Genomic DNA, 16,041 nt, shown 5'->3' with positions numbered 1-16,041 from the left:
TTTAACCTCTGTCTGTGTTTCGACGGTTTCCGTTTCCACGACCACGGCGTTTTGGCGCACGAGTCTGCTCTTCTTTAACGGGGTTATAAACACTGTTCATACCGTCAAGGATTTCGCCACGGAAGATCCAAACTTTTACACCAATGGTGCCGTAAGTGGTTTCCGCACGTACTGACGAATAGTCAATATCGGCGCGTAGTGTATGTAACGGCACACGACCTTCACGGTACCATTCAGTACGAGCAATCTCAGCACCGCCAAGACGGCCAGACAACTCAACTTTAATACCTTTAGCACCAGAACGCATGCTGTTCTGTACCGCACGCTTCATTGCACGGCGGAACATGACACGACGCTCAAGCTGACTTGCGATACCTTTTGCTACCAAATGAGCATCAAGATCAGGCGAAGTGATTTCTTCAATGTTAACCTGAGCAGGTACGCCCATCATTTTGGTCAATTCTTTTTGAAGTCTTTCAATGTCTTCGCCTTTCTTACCGATCACGATACCAGGACGCGCAGTGGCGATGGTAATCTTAGCAGCACCGGTAGGACGCTCAATCATGATATTGCTAATCATAGCACTATCTAGCTTTTTGCGCAGATATTCACGAACTTGAATGTCTTTGATCAGGTATTCTGAATATTGTTTTGGGCTAGCATACCAGTTTGCGTTATGCTTTTTGACAACACCAAGACGAATTCCGATTGGATGTACTTTTTGTCCCATAACTTATTCCCCTACCTTGATAGTGATATGACAGGTACGCTTGCTGATACGATCAGCGCGACCTTTAGCACGTGGTAGGATACGTTTTAGCGTAATGCCTTCATCAACGTAGATGGTTGATACTTTAAGGGTATCGATATCTAAACCGTTGTTGTGTTCGGCATTGGCGATGGCTGAGTTAAGACATTTCTTAACAAAAACCGCGCCCTTTTTATTACTATACGTTAGGATATCCAAAGCACGCTCGATAGATTTGCCACGAACTTCATCGGCAACGAGTCTAACTTTTTGTGCCGATATGGCGGCACCGCGTAATTTTGCAGTTACTTCCATGGTAAGCACCTTATCTCTTAGCTTTCTTGTCAATGCCATGACCACGATATGTACGAGTCGGGGCAAATTCACCTAGTTTATGACCAACCATCTGCTCGCTCACGATAACCGGTACATGAGTACGGCCGTTGTGAACAGATAAAGTTAGGCCAACCATTTGTGGCAGAATCATTGAGCGGCGCGACCAAGTTTTAATTGGTTTGCGTGAGTTGGTTTCAAGAGCATTCTCAACTTTAGCAAATAAGTGCGCGTCTATGAATGGACCTTTTTTCAATGAACGAGGCATGAAATTCTTCCTTTATTTCTTCTTGGCGCGGCGGCGGATGATCATACTGTCAGTACGCTTATTACTACGCGTTTTAAGTCCTTTAGACTTCTGACCCCAAGGGCTAGTAGGATGGCGACCTTTGTTACGACCTTCACCACCACCATGTGGGTGATCAACCGGGTTCATCGCGACACCACGAACTGAAGGACGAATACCTCTCCAACGTGAAGCACCGGCTTTACCAAGTGATTTCAAGTTGTTTTCAGTGTTAGAAACTTCACCGATAACAGCACGGCAATTGACGTGTACGCGGCGAGTTTCACCTGAACGTAAACGAAGGATTGCATAAATACCGTCACGACCTAGTAACTGAACGCTAGCACCCGCAGCGCGAGCCATCTGTGCACCTTTACCGATTTTAAGTTCGATATTGTGAATCACAGTACCCAATGGGATGTTTTTCAGCGGTAAACAGTTACCTGGACGAATTGGCGATAATTCACCTGACATTACAGTATCGCCAACAGCTTGCTTTTTAGCAGCGATAATATAACGGCGTTCGCCATCAGCGTACTTAAGTAAAGCAATATGCGCGGTACGGTTAGGATCGTATTCAATACGCTCTACCGTTGCTGGGATATTGTCTTTAGTACGTTTGAAATCGATTATACGATAATGCTGCTTATGACCACCGCCGATATGACGAGTAGTAATACGACCATTATTGTTACGACCACCGGTCTTGCTTTTTGATTCTAGAAGCGCTGCAAACGGACGACCTTTGTAAAGGTGTGGATGCACTACTTTTTCAACAAAACGACGGCCTGGTGATGTTGGCTTTGCTCTTACGATAGGCATGAGTGTAATCCTTATTCGTTATTCGCTGTTTCACTAGTAGAAGCAGTCGTATTAGCGACCTCTTCACCAGCATCAGCCATTTGTACATCTTGACCAGCTTTTAAGGTAACATAGGCTTTTTTATAGTCGTTACGACGGCCGATACTTTTACCAAAACGCTTTGTCTTACCTTTAACGTTCAATGTGTTTACTTTTAAAACTTCAACACCTTCAAACATCATCTCAACTGCTTTTTTAACTTCAAGCTTAGTAGCCTTAGAGTCAATTTTAAATACCTGCACACCAAGTGAGTCGCCAAGCATTTGAGATTTCTCTGAGAATACAGGTCCTCTTAGGATCTGATAAAGTCTTGCGTTGTTCATGCTAGTGCTTCCTCAAATTGTTTCGCAGCTTCAACTGACATGATTACTTTATCAAAAGCAATCAAGCTCACTGGATCCACTTCACTTGCATCAAGTACATTGACATGTGGGATGTTGCGAGCAGCTAAGTATAAGTTCTCGTCAACTTCTTTGGTGACGATCAATGCACGAGGTGCACCAAGCTCATTTAACTTTGCGATCAGCTCTTTGGTCTTAGGACCAGAAACGCTTATCTCTTCAACCAAAATCAGACGCTCTTGGCGAATCAATTCGGCTAGGATGCACTGCATTGCACCGCGATACATCTTACGGTTAACTTTCTGTGACCAATCTTGTGGCTTAGCCGCGAATGCACGACCGCCCCCACGCCAGATTGGGCTACGAATAGAACCTGCACGAGCGCGACCAGTACCTTTTTGGCGCCATGGCTTAATGCCACCACCAGAAACTTCGGCACGGGTTTTTTGAGCGCGTGTACCTTGGCGAGCACCAGCAAGATATGCGGTGACGACTTGATGCACTAGTGCTTCGTTGAATTCACGACCGAAAGCCGTATCAGAAAGCTCAACTGCCGCTCCTGTAACTGTTTTTAAATCCACGTTAATCCCCTTGCTTAGGCTTTGACTGACGGACGTACGATGACATCGCCACCGGTGGCACCTGGGATAGCACCCTTGATGACAAGTAACCCTTTTTCAACATCAACCGATATCACTTCTAGGCCCTGAACGGTAACGCGTTTGTTACCCATCTGACCTGGCATTTTTTTGCCTTTGAAGACTTTACCTGGTGACTGGTTTTGACCAGTTGAACCAATGGCACGATGTGATACTGAGTTACCATGAGTGGCATCTTGCATGCTGAAGTTGTGACGCTTCACGCCGCCTTGAAAGCCTTTACCTTTACTGTTTCCTGTGACATCAACCATCTGACCTTGTTCAAACAAGTCAGCTAGGATCTCACCACCAATCTCACGACCTTCAAGATCGCTGTCATTGGCACGAAATTCCCAAACACCACGACCAGCGGCAACGCCGGCTTTAGCGAAGTGACCTTTTTGAGCTGCTGTTACGCGGCTGTCACGACGGGTACCTGTAGTAACTTGGATGGCTTGATAGCCATCTACATCAGTATTTTTTACTTGAGTAATGCGGTTAGCACTGATCTCAACCACTGTTACAGGGATAGATGCGCCTGCTTCAGTGAAGACACGGGTCATGCCGCATTTTTTACCGACTAAACCGATCGCCATTTTAGACCTCTTTATATCTTATATTAATGGGTTGGGTGTGTTGTTCATTAACCCAAAGCAATTTGAACGTCAACACCCGCCGCTAAGTCAAGCTTCATTAGCGCATCCACAGTTTTATCGGTAGGTTGAACGATGTCAACCATACGCTTATGAGTACGGATTTCGTACTGATCACGAGCGTCTTTGTTTACGTGTGGTGAAGTTAGAACGTTGAAGCGCTCAATGCGAGTCGGCAACGGTACAGGACCACAAACTTGCGCACCGGTGCGCTTTGCAGTATCAACAATCTCTTGTGCAGATTGATCAATTAAACGATGATCAAAAGACTTAAGACGGATACGGATTCTCTGGTTAGCCATGCCAGCAAGCTCCTAATATGTGCTTTTGTCATTCTTGCTTTGCAAGGATATGAGCAAAAGCCGTTTGGTTAAATATTTACTTCAAGCTGCCTTCTGTTCTTAACCAGAATGAGTTCCTTATTGGAACTTATAGCGTGCTAAAAGCAAAATAGTTTTAAGCCCCGCCGACCCTTCCATTATAGGATGTCAGCAAAGGCATAATGAAGTAGTGCTAGAAACGATGCTCTAGCTGTCATAGCGCCAGCTGTTTGATTGGCTGCGCATATATAATTCAGTGGTGTGTATTATACATAACTATCAGATGATTGCAAGGGTCTTATTTACAATGATAAAAGAGTGAAGTTGCTCTAAATAGTGGTTTTTAAACCCAATTATTTCTATTTAGTACAAATGTGCTTACGAAATAGCAACGCTAAACCCTTCTATCAAACTTCCCTAATTTCCAACATTTGACTGTAAAACCCATTTTAAAAATCTAGCTTTAGTTTTAATCTAAGACAATATCATACTGTTCTTGAGTATATAAATTCTCGACATCAAAGGTAATTACCCTACCGAGCAGATACTCTAAATCTGCCACGGTATCAGACTCTGAAGTCAGCAATAAATCAATGACTGCCGCATGGGCGACGACGGTAAATTTCTTGGGTGAATTATAAGTACGAGCACAGCGCATGATTTCGCGGAATATCTCGAAGCAGACCGTTTCAGCTGTTTTGACAAAGCCACGTCCTTGACAGGTCGAACACGGCTCACATAGCTGTTGCCCAAGCGACTCACGGGTGCGCTTACGAGTCATCTCAACCAAACCAAGCTCACTGACTTGAGTGATTTTGGTTTTGGCATAATCTTGTACGAGCTGTGACTGTAAGCTCTCTAAGATATCATCCTTATGCTGCTGCTCAAGCATGTCAATAAAATCTAGGATGATAATACCGCCGAGATTACGCAAACGCAGTTGACGGGCTATTGCGTGCGTTGCCTCTAAGTTAGTTTTATAAACCGTATCTTCTAATGAGCGTCCACCAACAAATGAGCCAGTATTGACGTCAATGGTGGTCATCGCTTCGGTTTGGTCAATAATCAGATAGCCACCCGACTTTAAATCAACGCGGCGTTTGAGCGCATCACGTAAATCATCTTCGACACGATGCACATCAAACAGTGATTGCTCAGCGGTGTAATGTACAATACGATCATAGACAAACGGCACGAATTCTTTGGCAAAGTATCTCACCTGCTCGTAAATCTGTGCATTATCAATAACGACTTTTTCGGTACCAGCGTGTACCAAATCACGAATAGAGCGTAGCGGTAACGATAGTTCTTGATAAATAAGCTCGGAGCTTTGATTAGACTTCATTTCTTGGCGACGGGCGCATATCGTCCGCCATAGCTGCAATAAGTAGTAGATATCTTCTTCAAGTTTATCAACGGGGACACGCTCAGCGGCTGTACGCGCAATCAATCCACCTTTAAGATTAACCGTCTGCATCAGACTAGTAAGCTCAGTTTTGAGACGCGTACGTTCCTCTTCGCCATCAATACGCTGCGAGATACCGATATGCTCACTCGATGGCAAGTAGACCAAGTAACGTGATGGCAGTGATATATTGGTCGTTAGACGCGCGCCTTTACTACCTAGCTGATCCTTAGTGACCTGTACCAAAATACGCTGGCTCTCGTGTAGACGATGCTGGATAAGGGTTTTAGTAACCGCGATTGCTTCTGTAGTCTGTATGCTCACTAGAGGTGCCGTGACGACTAAATTTTCAGCAGCTACCTCTATAATCGTAAGTTCATCATCTATTTTTTCGACTTTACTGCTTTTGGGAGCTGGGCGTGGTTCGCGCTGCATATCATTGACATGTAAAAATGCAGTACGTGATTGACCAATATCAACAAAGGCTGCTTGCATACCCGGTAGAACGCGCACCACTGTACCTAGATAGATGTTACCAACCAAACCCAGTTTATGATGACGCTCAATATAAATCTCGCCTAAGATACCGTTATCTAATACGGCGACGCGCGATTCCATGGGACTAATATTAATCAGCAGCTCTTCGGACATAGTATTTTCTCTTATCACTCAGCTTTCTGGTGAAGCATTCATAGTTTGGTAGCCTGATAGTGTAACAAATGCAGCTTGCTTTTGCCCATGACACAAGCGTGTCATTATGTGCAGATAGTTCAACATAACACTTCACTTTCAAGTATTGCTGAATCATGCGCCCTACTCTTATAGTGATAGCCATTTAAGCGTTCTTATGCATCAATCGTTTAGGTAGCGGAAACTTAAAGCGTAGCAGTATTATTCATATCTTTTATCAATGCCAGCGTTTGTGCCAGTGGTAAACCGACCACGTTGGTATAGCTGCCATTGATACGGCTAACCCAAGCTGCACCTAATCCTTGAATACCATAACCACCTGCCTTGTCTGCAGGCTCGCCGCTATCCCAATACTCACTCATCATCTCTTTAGTAAGCGCGACAAAGGTGACTTCTGTACGCTCAAGGATCTGCTGCTGATTAATGACTTTTAATATTCGTTCACTATCAGCTTGATTAGGGTGTTTGGGCTGTAATAATAGCTTAGTTGCCTGTACCGCCGTCCATACTTCATGGGTATTATCAGACATCTGCTGCCACATATGATAAGCATCTTCACGATTGCTTGGTTTGACTAGGACTGTTTTGCCATCTGGTAATACGCCGATGGTGTCAGAGGTCAATAAAATAATGGGCTGAGATGGTAATGACTTGGGTGCTTGAGCTTCATTATTCTTTGATTGTGTATTTAGTTTGGCAGTTGCTGCCTCTGCTTTAGCGACGACCATACGGACGATGTAGTCTTTAGGCGATTCATCCCTATAAGGTGTTTCATCGATATCGACGCTGATGATAGTAAATTCTAGTTGCGCTCGGCTTAGTAATTCACGACGACGCGGCGAGCCAGATGCTAAGATAATATCCATGACTATCCTATTATGATATAGAAATACGATTTTTATAGTTGTGGTTAGAAAATTTCTAGTCTTGCAGTAGGTATATAGTACTCATTAATGATGTCACTCGGTGTTGCAATAACTACCCTAATTAACGTGTAAATTTTCGTAACGCTAATAGTACCAATGGCCAGCTAATGATACTCATCAATAGAGAGTAAGCCGATTGAGCAACAAAGATGTTTTGAATAAACATCTGCAGTACCCATAAACTTATCTGGAAAACAAGCAATGCAAAACTCGCGACTAACCAAGCACTAAGGGTGTTTAGTTGTCTGATATAGATACTGGTAACTTTTATCATTAATGCCACTAGGACAGCAGAAAAAGCTTGTTGTCCTAAATGGGTATCCATCAGCAAATCAGCAATAAGACCAACGGCAAAGGCACTAAAAATACCCACATAACGCGGCTGAAAAAGTAGCCAAAAAATAAGCACCATGATCATGACCATAGGACGCAGTGTTGCCATAGTAGGACTTAATGGATAGACGCTGAGTGATGAGGCAATAATGAAGCTCAATACAATCACGGCATGCAATAGCCCGTTTGCATGATCAGAATCAGGATATGCCATGAATACTTACCTTTAGCGAATGGTTAGCAGCTACTTAATAATGAATTCAGCATTGCAGGAAATAAAGAAAGAGGAATAAAAAGCATGCTTAGATTGGATAGCGGCTAAATATAAGATGCTTGTCATTTTGAGCAATGACTATCAAGGGTCAGTGATGCCAGCATTATTTTTACTAGTCAATTTATCTTGTAGTACGAGTACATAAGCATTGTCGACAAAGTTCGCCGCTGGTGTCACTTCAATACTTCTAAAATTATCCGCTTGCGTATCTTCAATATGGGCAATACGACCAACTCGATAACCTGCTGGTATACGCCCGCCCAATCCTGATGATACCAACTCATCGCCGACGCGGACGTCTGAGGTTTTAAAGACATAATCGAGGCTCAATGAGGTAGGTATGCCCTGACCGGTGACAATAGCGCGTTGACCTGTACGCTTGACGGTCACAGCAACTGATTGCTGCTCATCAGTAATCAGCAATAAACGACTGGTATTGGGATAGACATTAATAATCTGCCCTAAAATACCGTCTTCATCGATAACCGTTTGCCCGACGTGTACCCCATCTTGCGCCCCCTTATTCAACACCACAATTTGACGCAAAAGATTGGTATCGGTACCAATTACCTGCGCTAGATTTAAATCAAACTGCTCAGGGCGCGTGGTCGATAGAATACCTTGCAGGCGCGCATTTTGCGCCAAGATATAATCTTGCTGTTGTAATTTAGCTTGGGCGTGGATCAGTTGCGATTTGAGCTGCATATTTTCACGGCGCAGCGCTTCTTTTGATTGCAAGCTACCGCTTGACCAGTGTTTGGCATAACTGGGTAATAATGACAGCTCATAGATAGGCTGCATGGCGGCATGGCTGGTCGAGCGTACAGGATTAAACCATTCTGGATTTTTGCTATCAAACCACATCAGTATTAATGCCACTATCAATAAAACAGCAGTCATACGCAGTGCAAGTGGTTGGCGAGCAAAAATACTTGGAATCATAGTTGGTCTAATGTAGAGGTTTTAATGTGAGCAGTAGCCGGCACTGAATAGCGCTATATAAATGTGACAATATTGCAAATATCTAAGTATATTAAATGTTCTGATGCAGCATTTTATTAATAGTTTTTATAACTGAAAAATTAATAATGGTATCGTCAAGCATTGTAGCCGTTGTTGATAACATTAAAGGTAACCTTATTGGCTACCTTTAATATTGTTCATCTATGACTTCTCATTCAACTTTATCTTTAACTTAAGCCTTATCTGAACATTGCTAATATGACAATGCTTTATAAACCATGAATTATACAAAAATCATGTTTAAGCTTTTGTTATTGATAAAATCAAGGGCAATACCACCGCCACGACTGACACAAGTTAATGGATCTTCAGCGACTGTTACTGGTAGACCCGTCTCTCTTGAGATGAGTTTATCTAGGTCACGTAATAGTGCGCCGCCACCGGTTAAGACAATACCACGCTCAGCGATGTCTGATGACAACTCAGGCGGTGTCTGTTCAAGTGCTGCTTTTACCGCACTCACGATACCACTTAATGGATCGCTCAAGGCTTTTTGGACTTCTTCTGAATTGACAGTAAAAGCTTTTGGCACGCCTTCTGCCATGCTACGTCCGCGTACTTCTACTTCTAACTGACTATCTTCATTTAAAGCAGAACCCACTTCTTGTTTGATACGCTCAGCCGTGGTTTCACCAATCACGCAGCCATGCGTACGGCGTACATGGGTGATAATAGCATCATCAAACATATCACCACCGATACGAATCGACTCGGCATAAACGCAACCTGACAAAGCAATAACCGCAATCTCAGTGGTGCCACCACCGATATCAACGACCATCGAACCACTGGCTTCATGAACCGGCATGCCAGCACCAATCGCTGCTGCCATCGGTTCTTCTAACAACAATACTTTGCTCGCGCCCGCTGAAGAAACCGCTTCACGAATCGCTTTACGCTCAACAAGGGTAGATTTACAAGGCACGCAAACTACCACGTTAGGCTGCGCCATAAAACGCTTGGCTTTTACCTTAGTGATAAAATGCTTAAGCATTTTTTGCGTCACTTCAAAGTCAGCAATCACGCCGTCTTTTAAGGGACGAATAGCAGTAATATTGGCAGGCGTACGACCTAGCATTTGCTTGGCATCAACACCAACAGCAGCAACGGTAGGGTTCTGTGTACGATTACTTCGAAGCGCAACCACTGTAGGCTCATCGAGCACCACGCCTTTACCAGGAATAAAAATAAGGGTGTTCGCAGTACCGAGGTCGATTGCGATATTATTTGATAAAAATCCAAACAGGTTCATGACTAATATTTCCAGCGTATTACAAATGAGGCGAATGAGGCGAATGAGGCTGACCGAGTATTGACTCGTCAGGGTTGAGCAGGTCGTATCACTCATCGCGAGATTTTATCATCGCAACAAGTCAAACCGAGGCAATAATGATGAAACGAAAAAACTGAGCTAAATTATACCGACTTGGCTCAAAAAAAACACAGAAATTTGCATCAGTACGCTAGGATTTTGCGCTTAAGCCATAAAAGTTGTTACAAAGTTTGAAATGGCAGACGATATCAGCCCTTTAATGAAACAGCCTTTAATTCAACAACTAACAAGACGCAAGCGTTATATGATGATTTTAATGAATAGCTAACTTACTCGTTTGCTCAGCAGCTGCCCACTGTAACGTATTTCATAAGCGAATGGTAAGCAATTACTTATCAAGCCCTAACTAGCCAGTCAAATTTGCAAAACGTCTTATCTTAGTAAAGATTGTCCAGCAATCCCGCGTCGTGCTCTGTAAACTTGGCTCTGTAAACTTAGGTTAGATGCTTTATAATAACCGCACTATATCACTATATATTTACATTTTGAGCTAAGGCACTTATTTGAGTGCCGATCTTTTTAGCCTTACCTTACTCTAACAAAAACTGTCCGTCACTGGAGACACTATGTCACAGCAACCGTTAACGTCTGACAACCAAGTCAGCCGTGAAGAAATCTTAGAAGTTGCCAACCTTGCTCGTTTGGGCGTTGATGAAAATACTGCCGATAGCTACGCCGCTGATATCTCTAAAATATTAAAGATGATGGATATCCTCGGTAATGTCGATACCACCGATATTAAACCTTTATCAAATATCCATGAAGCCTGCCAAGACTTGCGTGCTGATGTTGCCAAACATGATATCGATCGTGAGCGCAATCAGTCGGTCGCGCCTGCTATCGAAGATGGCTTGTATTTGGTACCCCAAGTGATTGAATAAGTCGCTGTCGCTATTTTATTTTGACCTCCTCTCATTTTATGCTATTCACATTTTGACGGACGACACCTTATGTCTGAACTTCATCTATTAAGTACCCAGCAGCTTATTACTGGCTTGCAAGACAAACAATTTAGCAGCCTTGAGCTGACCGATCACTATATCAAGCGTATCAATGCGCTAGATGGCAAGATAAACAGTTTTATTACTCATACTTCTGAGACAGCACGAGCACAAGCACAAGCTGCAGATGAGATGCGCATTCAAGGTGACACACGCCCATTACTTGGCGTACCGATGGCTCATAAAGATATTTTTTGTACTCAAGGCGTCTTGACTACTTGCGGCTCTAAGATGCTGCACAATTTTGTTTCTCCTTATGATGCGACCATTGTCTCTAACATCGATAAAGCAGGCATGATCAGCCTCGGTAAACTCAATATGGATGAGTTTGCCATGGGCTCGGATAACGAGAGTTCATACTATGGTGCGGTACATAACCCTTGGAATCTAGACCACGTGCCTGGTGGCTCATCAGGTGGTAGTGCTGCTGCAGTTGCAGCAGGCTTTGTACCAGTCGCAACTGGTAGTGATACTGGTGGCTCTATTCGTCAGCCGGCATCATTTTGCGGCTTAACGGGTATCAAACCGACTTATGGTCGCGTCTCTCGCTTTGGCATGATTGCTTATGCTTCTAGTCTTGATCAGGCAGGTAGTATGGGTCGCAGCGCTATGGATTGCGCATACTTGCTGCAACCAATGATTGGTCATGACCCGCGTGACGCTACTTCTATCAAATACGATATGCCTAACTATGTACAAGACCTAAATGACGCAGCAGCTAGCACTGGTGAAAAACCATTTGCTGGCTTACGTATTGGCGTTGCTAAAGAATATTTTGGTAAAGGACTTGATGCAGAAGTCGAACAAGCGGCTCGTGCAGCGTTAAAGAAATATGAAGACCTGGGCGCGACGATTGTAGAGGTGACAATAACTGATCCAGAGATTACCCTTGCCACTTACTATATGCTGGCACCAGCTGAAGCATCATCGAATCTATCACGCTTCGATGGTGTACGCTTTGGCTATCGCTGTGAAGATTCAAAAGACTTGATTGACTTATATACGCGCTCACGCTCGGAAGGTTTTGGTCCTGAAGTACAGCGCCGTATTTTGGCGGGTACTTACGCACTATCGGCGGGTTACTTTGATGCGTATTACACCAAAGCACAAAAAGTACGCCGTCTAATCGTCAAAGACTTTGCAGACGCTTTTGCCAATTGCGATGTGATTGCTAGTCCTACCGTACCAACAGCGGCTTATAAGCTTGGTGAAGACCTTGACTCTGCGACGCTGTATTTGGGTGACGTTTATACCATTGGTGTTAACTTAGCCGGTCTACCTGCGCTTAGTCAACCGGTTGGCTTGAGCTCTGCAGGCTTACCTATTGGTTTACAGCTGATTGGTCAGCATTGGTGTGAGAGCCAATTGCTTACTACCGCGCATTTATTCCAACAGCATACAGATCATCATTTGCAACACTCTACCATCGCGAAGGAGACGGTATAATGAACACAGCAACTACTACTGATAACAATGCCGTTCGCAAACATGAGGTTCGTCCAGAGCTGTTCGTTGATGGCTATGAAGTAGTCATCGGTATTGAGATTCACTGCCAGCTGAATACCGAAAGTAAAATATTTTCAAGTGCGCCGACTGACTTCGGTCATGAGCCAAACACACAAGCCAGCATCGTTGACTTAGGTCTACCGGGTGTCTTGCCAGTGCTAAATGCTGGTGTAGTCGAGCGTGCGCTAAAATTCGGTATCGGCGTCAATGCCGAGCTAGGTTTATTTAACACCTTTGACCGCAAAAACTACTTCTATCCAGATTTGCCAAAAGGCTATCAAATCACCCAAATGGCCAACCCTATCGTTGGTGAAGGTTATATCGACGTTGTGGTTAATGAAGGCGAGAAAAACGAATACCCTAAACGCATGGGTATCACTCGTGCGCATTTAGAAGAAGATGCGGGCAAATCCGTACATGATGCTGTCGATGGTATGACGGGCGTCGATCTTAACCGTGCTGGTACACCATTAATCGAAATCGTCTCCGAGCCTGATATGCGCTCCGCTCATGAAGCGCTCGCTTATATTAAAGCCATTCACCAGCTGGTCACTTGGCTTGGTATCTCAGATGCGATTATGGCAGAAGGCTCATTCCGCTGTGATTGTAACGTTTCTATACGTAAGCCTGGCGCCGAACTTGGTACTCGTACTGAGCTAAAAAACCTAAACTCATTCCGCTTTATCGAGCGCGCCATCAATCGTGAAATCGAACGTCAAATCGATATTTTGGAAGATGGCGGTAAAGTTCTGCAGGCAACCATGCTTTATGATCCGGAGCGCGACGAAACTCGTGTTATGCGTACTAAAGAAGACGCCAACGATTATCGTTACTTCCCTGATCCTGACTTACTACCTGTACGTATCGAGCAGCATACGGTTGATAGCATTCGTGCAGCAATGCCTGAGTTGCCGGTTGCTCGTCGCGCGCGTTTTGAAGAAGCACTTGGTCTTTCAGAATACGACGCTCGTATCTTGACTGGTAGCCGTCAAATTGCCGATTATTTCGAAGCTGTCGTGGCTGAAATTGACCAGCAAGATGCTAAAATGGCTGCTAACTGGGTTATGGGCGATTTACTTGGCGCACTGAATAAAGATGACAAAGAAATTACTGACTCCCCTATCAGCGCTAAGCAATTGGCTGGCATGTTGAAACGTATCAAAGACGATACGCTATCTGGTAAATTAGCTAAGAAAGTATTTGGTGCTTTGTATGAGCGCGAAGGCGGCGATACTGATGACGCAGCTGATAAAATCATCGAAGAAAAAGGGCTTAAACAAGAGACCGATACAGGTGCTATCAAAGCAATCGTTGAAGAGGTCATCGCTAAGAATGCAGTGATGGTTGAAGAGTATCGTGGCGGTAAAGAAAAAGCCTTTAACGGTCTAGTCGGGCAAGTCATGAAAGCCAGTCGCGGTAGTGCCAACCCGCAACAAGTGAACCAAATCTTAAAAGAATTATTGGGTTAAGGTTCACCGCTCTTTGCTTAAGCTGACTGTTATAGGTAAATGAGAGCTACAGAGTTTGGCTAAAATAAATAGCCCTTGCAATATACATAATTTTGCGTAAAATAGTCAGTCATTCGGGGCGTAGCGCAGTCTGGTAGCGCACTACACTGGGGGTGTAGGGGTCGCAGGTTCAAATCCTGCCGTTCCGACCAAAGATATAGCAACAAGAAAAAGCCAATCATTGATTTCAATGGTTGGCTTTTTCTTGTTGCTATCAAAAATGAGCGATGAAAACTATAGACTTTTATCAAACAAGCCATTAGGGTAAATACTTTATCTTTACTATGGTTTGAACTATGTCCGAGCTTAACGCTCTATGCCATGCCACTCCTGCAACTTATGCACCTTGGGAGACTTACAAGCGCCCTTATGTGCGTGATTTAGCGTATATACTTGCTTGCCCTAATGTATTGACCAAGTAGCTAGACGTTGCACCGCACCAAAACACTCATGCTATCTCAGTACATAGCGCAAGCTTTTGGCAAAAGCAGTTTGAGGCGTATCAGCAGCGTTTAGAAGAACTGGATAACACTAAGGTTTATCAAAATCTCACCCGTTATTTATTAAAGCGCCCTAGCCCGAATCGTCTAGGCTTTCATTTTGAAGGCTTACTGTCATTTTGGCTAAAGGATGGCTTTGCGCGCAAGTTGCATCCGTACGAGATACTGGCTAGTAATGTGCAGTTATACAATGGTAAACAAACTACTGGCGAGCTTGATTTGATTTTGTATAATCATAAAGAATGCTTAACGGAACATTGGGAACTTGCGATTAAGTTTTTTATGGGCTTAGCGCCTTTTGCTCCCGAAAATTGGGTTGGGATTAACTCTAATGACAATCTAAAGCGCAAAATGACCCATATGCAAACCAAGCAATTTCGAACAGTTTGGGTAGACACTGAAAAGCATGGAAAAGTCAAAATTGATAAGCGCTATGGCGTGATAAAAGGGCGTTTCTTTTTACCGATAAATACTAAATACTTTGATTATCCATCTTGGCTAACGCCAAGTTTCCCGCTACATGAATGGTGTGATAAGGCTGATAGTGCCAGTCTTGCGACGATTGATATAAGCGCATTGCGCGCCGCCCATTATATTGAATGGTTTAGCAAACGCGACTTTTATGATAAGCGTCAGCCGTCACTTATTTGTACGGCAAACGATCTAATACCAACGGGATTATACTTTGAAGGTGATAGACCTATCGTCATTTATCCTAAGCTGCGTGACGGAGTAGAAGATAAGCTTGAAATTTTATCATAATCTTAATAACTCTCGATTACCTGCATCAACTCATATCTCAGCATATCAGCACTTGGCATGCGCTCTGCATGAAAACGCACGATAGCTATGCCCGCACTAGCAAGCGCTTTATCTTTTTTATCATCGGCTTTTTGCCGTGCTTTGCTGCTATGCGTCCAATCATCAAGCTCAATGGCAACCAAAGTAGTTTGAGCATCGACATCGACAATCACATAATCAACACTCTGACGGCAGATTCGATTGAACCAAAAGCTGCGCTCAGAGTTCTCATTACTATTCGCCTCGATAATACGTGATAGCTGCACTTGCACAAATATATGATATTCCGGCAGCGCATTTTTTAATTTATTAAAAAATATTACTTCGGTAGCGGTCATGATTGGCATCGGCGCAAACGGCCAAATAGCCAGCTCATCACCACGTACAGGCAGCGGATCTGGTTCAACGATTTGTTTATTAGAAAATAGTTTTGGTAACGTTATCAGCCCCAAAAAGCCAACTGCCAATATTAAAAATATAACGCCAAATGACATGGTTTTACCTTATACAGTATCAAAGCAGTTAGATAGCCTGCCTATTATGCTAACCTAGCAAATATAG

Annotated in this window: 19 protein-coding genes and 1 tRNA gene; 6 read left to right on the top strand and 14 right to left on the bottom strand. The window is 43.8% G+C overall.

The genetic code is table 11. The annotated features are described in order from the left end of the window. Position 1: 1 nt before the first annotated feature. The 13 genes from rpsC to ACMHKH_RS05440 all read right to left on the bottom strand — a co-directional run bounded on the left by rpsC (position 2) and on the right by ACMHKH_RS05440 (position 10,083). Positions 2-730, bottom strand: a complete 729-nt coding sequence (gene rpsC / locus ACMHKH_RS05500; protein WP_413519650.1) for a 30S ribosomal protein S3 — start codon at positions 728-730, stop codon at positions 2-4. 3 nt (positions 731-733) lie between these two features. Continuing rightward, positions 734-1,063, bottom strand: a complete 330-nt coding sequence (gene rplV, locus ACMHKH_RS05495) for a 50S ribosomal protein L22 (RefSeq protein ID WP_045446615.1) — start codon at positions 1,061-1,063, stop codon at positions 734-736. Positions 1,064-1,073: 10 nt separating this feature from the next. After that, positions 1,074-1,349 (bottom strand): 30S ribosomal protein S19, encoded by a 276-nt coding sequence (gene rpsS, locus ACMHKH_RS05490; RefSeq protein WP_194365162.1) that lies wholly within the window; start codon positions 1,347-1,349, stop codon positions 1,074-1,076. 12 nt (positions 1,350-1,361) lie between these two features. Beyond that, positions 1,362-2,189 carry a 50S ribosomal protein L2 gene (gene rplB / locus ACMHKH_RS05485; RefSeq protein WP_413519649.1) on the bottom strand — a complete coding sequence of 276 codons (828 nt, stop codon included), beginning with the start codon at positions 2,187-2,189 and terminating at the stop codon, positions 1,362-1,364. Between the two features lie 11 nt (positions 2,190-2,200). After that, positions 2,201-2,551, bottom strand: coding sequence for a 50S ribosomal protein L23 (gene rplW, locus ACMHKH_RS05480; RefSeq protein WP_011279789.1), 351 nt, complete (start codon positions 2,549-2,551; stop codon positions 2,201-2,203). Next, positions 2,548-3,150 carry a 50S ribosomal protein L4 gene (gene rplD / locus ACMHKH_RS05475; protein WP_413519648.1) on the bottom strand — a complete coding sequence of 201 codons (603 nt, stop codon included), beginning with the start codon at positions 3,148-3,150 and terminating at the stop codon, positions 2,548-2,550. Before rplD ends, rplW begins: the two co-directional genes overlap by 4 nt. A gap of 14 nt (positions 3,151-3,164) precedes the next feature. After that, positions 3,165-3,803, bottom strand: coding sequence for a 50S ribosomal protein L3 (gene rplC / locus ACMHKH_RS05470; protein ID WP_062533677.1), 639 nt, complete (start codon positions 3,801-3,803; stop codon positions 3,165-3,167). 47 nt (positions 3,804-3,850) lie between these two features. Further along, positions 3,851-4,162, bottom strand: a complete 312-nt coding sequence (gene rpsJ, locus ACMHKH_RS05465; RefSeq protein ID WP_010196670.1) for a 30S ribosomal protein S10 — start codon at positions 4,160-4,162, stop codon at positions 3,851-3,853. Positions 4,163-4,649: 487 nt separating this feature from the next. Beyond that, entirely contained in the window at positions 4,650-6,236 is a 1,587-nt protein-coding gene (locus ACMHKH_RS05460; protein WP_413519647.1) for an Rne/Rng family ribonuclease, read from the bottom strand. A gap of 224 nt (positions 6,237-6,460) precedes the next feature. Beyond that, a complete protein-coding gene (locus ACMHKH_RS05455; RefSeq protein WP_413519646.1) occupies positions 6,461-7,141 on the bottom strand; it encodes a Maf family protein in 681 nt (226 codons plus the stop codon). Positions 7,142-7,262: 121 nt separating this feature from the next. Beyond that, on the bottom strand, positions 7,263-7,748 hold the full coding sequence (mreD, locus tag ACMHKH_RS05450) for a rod shape-determining protein MreD (protein WP_413519645.1): 486 nt from the start codon (positions 7,746-7,748) through the stop codon (positions 7,263-7,265). A gap of 141 nt (positions 7,749-7,889) precedes the next feature. Continuing rightward, the gene (gene mreC, locus ACMHKH_RS05445; protein ID WP_413519644.1) at positions 7,890-8,750 is read right to left on the bottom strand and encodes a rod shape-determining protein MreC; all 861 of its coding nucleotides are present in this window, start codon (positions 8,748-8,750) and stop codon (positions 7,890-7,892) included. Positions 8,751-9,054: 304 nt separating this feature from the next. After that, positions 9,055-10,083 (bottom strand): rod shape-determining protein, encoded by a 1,029-nt coding sequence (locus ACMHKH_RS05440; protein ID WP_079690985.1) that lies wholly within the window; start codon positions 10,081-10,083, stop codon positions 9,055-9,057. 647 nt (positions 10,084-10,730) lie between these two features. Here ACMHKH_RS05440 and gatC point away from each other — a divergent pair. The 6 genes from gatC to ACMHKH_RS05410 all read left to right on the top strand — a co-directional run bounded on the left by gatC (position 10,731) and on the right by ACMHKH_RS05410 (position 15,441). Further along, positions 10,731-11,045 carry an Asp-tRNA(Asn)/Glu-tRNA(Gln) amidotransferase subunit GatC gene (gene gatC / locus ACMHKH_RS05435; protein WP_413519643.1) on the top strand — a complete coding sequence of 105 codons (315 nt, stop codon included), beginning with the start codon at positions 10,731-10,733 and terminating at the stop codon, positions 11,043-11,045. Positions 11,046-11,114: 69 nt separating this feature from the next. Beyond that, on the top strand, positions 11,115-12,611 hold the full coding sequence (gene gatA, locus ACMHKH_RS05430) for an Asp-tRNA(Asn)/Glu-tRNA(Gln) amidotransferase subunit GatA (protein WP_413519642.1): 1,497 nt from the start codon (positions 11,115-11,117) through the stop codon (positions 12,609-12,611). After that, a complete protein-coding gene (gatB, locus tag ACMHKH_RS05425) occupies positions 12,611-14,140 on the top strand; it encodes an Asp-tRNA(Asn)/Glu-tRNA(Gln) amidotransferase subunit GatB (protein ID WP_413519641.1) in 1,530 nt (509 codons plus the stop codon). Before gatA ends, gatB begins: the two co-directional genes overlap by 1 nt. A 114-nt stretch (positions 14,141-14,254) precedes the next feature. Next, positions 14,255-14,331: transfer RNA gene (locus ACMHKH_RS05420), tRNA-Pro, on the top strand. Between the two features lie 144 nt (positions 14,332-14,475). Further along, positions 14,476-14,601, top strand: a complete 126-nt coding sequence (locus ACMHKH_RS05415; RefSeq protein WP_413519640.1) for a hypothetical protein — start codon at positions 14,476-14,478, stop codon at positions 14,599-14,601. A gap of 33 nt (positions 14,602-14,634) precedes the next feature. After that, complete coding sequence (locus ACMHKH_RS05410; protein WP_413519679.1) at positions 14,635-15,441, top strand: DUF1853 family protein; 807 nt, start codon at positions 14,635-14,637, stop codon at positions 15,439-15,441. A gap of 2 nt (positions 15,442-15,443) precedes the next feature. Here the strand turns inward: ACMHKH_RS05410 and ACMHKH_RS05405 are convergent, their stop codons facing one another. Further along, complete coding sequence (locus ACMHKH_RS05405) at positions 15,444-15,974, bottom strand: DUF2726 domain-containing protein (RefSeq protein WP_413519639.1); 531 nt, start codon at positions 15,972-15,974, stop codon at positions 15,444-15,446. Positions 15,975-16,041: the final 67 nt, after the last annotated feature.

This window comes from Psychrobacter glacincola, from assembly GCF_965118485.1.
Lineage (GTDB): Bacteria > Pseudomonadota > Gammaproteobacteria > Pseudomonadales > Moraxellaceae > Psychrobacter > Psychrobacter glacincola_D.
This window is presented reverse-complemented; position numbering and strand designations above follow the sequence as displayed.

Bases quoted from the DNA above. Each gene is read 5' to 3' on its own strand.
- rpsC (WP_413519650.1), bottom strand. From the start codon at position 730: ATGGGACAAAAAGTACATCCAATCGGAATTCGTCTTGGTGTTGTCAAA.
- rplV (WP_045446615.1), bottom strand. From the start codon at position 1,063: ATGGAAGTAACTGCAAAATTACGCGGTGCCGCCATATCGGCACAAAAA.
- rpsS (WP_194365162.1), bottom strand. From the start codon at position 1,349: ATGCCTCGTTCATTGAAAAAAGGTCCATTCATAGACGCGCACTTATTT.
- rplB (WP_413519649.1), bottom strand. From the start codon at position 2,189: ATGCCTATCGTAAGAGCAAAGCCAACATCACCAGGCCGTCGTTTTGTT.
- rplW (WP_011279789.1), bottom strand. From the start codon at position 2,551: ATGAACAACGCAAGACTTTATCAGATCCTAAGAGGACCTGTATTCTCA.
- rplC (WP_062533677.1), bottom strand. From the start codon at position 3,803: ATGGCGATCGGTTTAGTCGGTAAAAAATGCGGCATGACCCGTGTCTTC.
- rpsJ (WP_010196670.1), bottom strand. From the start codon at position 4,162: ATGGCTAACCAGAGAATCCGTATCCGTCTTAAGTCTTTTGATCATCGT.
- ACMHKH_RS05460 (WP_413519647.1), bottom strand. From the start codon at position 6,236: ATGTCCGAAGAGCTGCTGATTAATATTAGTCCCATGGAATCGCGCGTC.
- ACMHKH_RS05455 (WP_413519646.1), bottom strand. From the start codon at position 7,141: ATGGATATTATCTTAGCATCTGGCTCGCCGCGTCGTCGTGAATTACTA.
- mreD (WP_413519645.1), bottom strand. From the start codon at position 7,748: ATGGCATATCCTGATTCTGATCATGCAAACGGGCTATTGCATGCCGTG.
- mreC (WP_413519644.1), bottom strand. From the start codon at position 8,750: ATGATTCCAAGTATTTTTGCTCGCCAACCACTTGCACTGCGTATGACT.
- ACMHKH_RS05440 (WP_079690985.1), bottom strand. From the start codon at position 10,083: ATGAACCTGTTTGGATTTTTATCAAATAATATCGCAATCGACCTCGGT.
- gatC (WP_413519643.1), top strand. From the start codon at position 10,731: ATGTCACAGCAACCGTTAACGTCTGACAACCAAGTCAGCCGTGAAGAA.
- gatA (WP_413519642.1), top strand. From the start codon at position 11,115: ATGTCTGAACTTCATCTATTAAGTACCCAGCAGCTTATTACTGGCTTG.
- gatB (WP_413519641.1), top strand. From the start codon at position 12,611: ATGAACACAGCAACTACTACTGATAACAATGCCGTTCGCAAACATGAG.
- ACMHKH_RS05415 (WP_413519640.1), top strand. From the start codon at position 14,476: ATGTCCGAGCTTAACGCTCTATGCCATGCCACTCCTGCAACTTATGCA.
- ACMHKH_RS05405 (WP_413519639.1), bottom strand. From the start codon at position 15,974: ATGTCATTTGGCGTTATATTTTTAATATTGGCAGTTGGCTTTTTGGGG.